1 protein-coding gene is annotated in these 502 nt (G+C 55.2%); it reads right to left on the bottom strand.

Annotated elements, in window-relative coordinates; genetic code table 11:
• On the bottom strand, window positions 1-502 hold a 502-nt coding region (locus U1140_RS11365; RefSeq protein WP_369847966.1), incomplete at both ends, for a biotin/lipoyl-containing protein.

Raw genomic sequence — 502 nt, 5'->3', positions numbered from 1 at the left:
CTCTTTGTCGTCGGATTTGGACTCTTCTTTTTCTTCGGACTTGGAGTCCTTTTCGTCGGAGTCAGCCGAGTCGTCTGTGTCATCTGAGTCGTCGGAATCGTCGGCACCGTCTGCTGCGGCGTCTTCGTCACCGATGCGGACGATGACGTCGCCAACTTCGACGGTGTCGTCTTCGTCGGCAAGAATTTCAACGATGGTGCCTGCTACAGGCGATGGAACTTCGGTGTCGACCTTGTCGGTAGATACTTCGAGAAGTGGTTCGTCTACTTCGACGGTGTCGCCGACGGACTTCAGCCACTGGGTGATGGTGCCTTCGGTGACGGATTCGCCGAGTTCTGGCATTTCGACGTCGGTAGCCTTACCGGAACCGCCGGAAGACTTCTTCTTGGAAGCAGACTCTTTGTCGTCGGATTTGGACTCTTCTTTTTCTTCGGACTTGGAGTCCTTTTCGTCGGAGTCAGCCGAGTCGTCTGTGTCATCTGAGTCGTCGGAATCATCGGCC

The sequence above is a fragment of the Corynebacterium drakensteinense genome, assembly GCF_041224285.1.
Classification (GTDB): Bacteria; Actinomycetota; Actinomycetes; order Mycobacteriales; family Mycobacteriaceae; genus Corynebacterium.
This window is presented reverse-complemented; position numbering and strand designations above follow the sequence as displayed.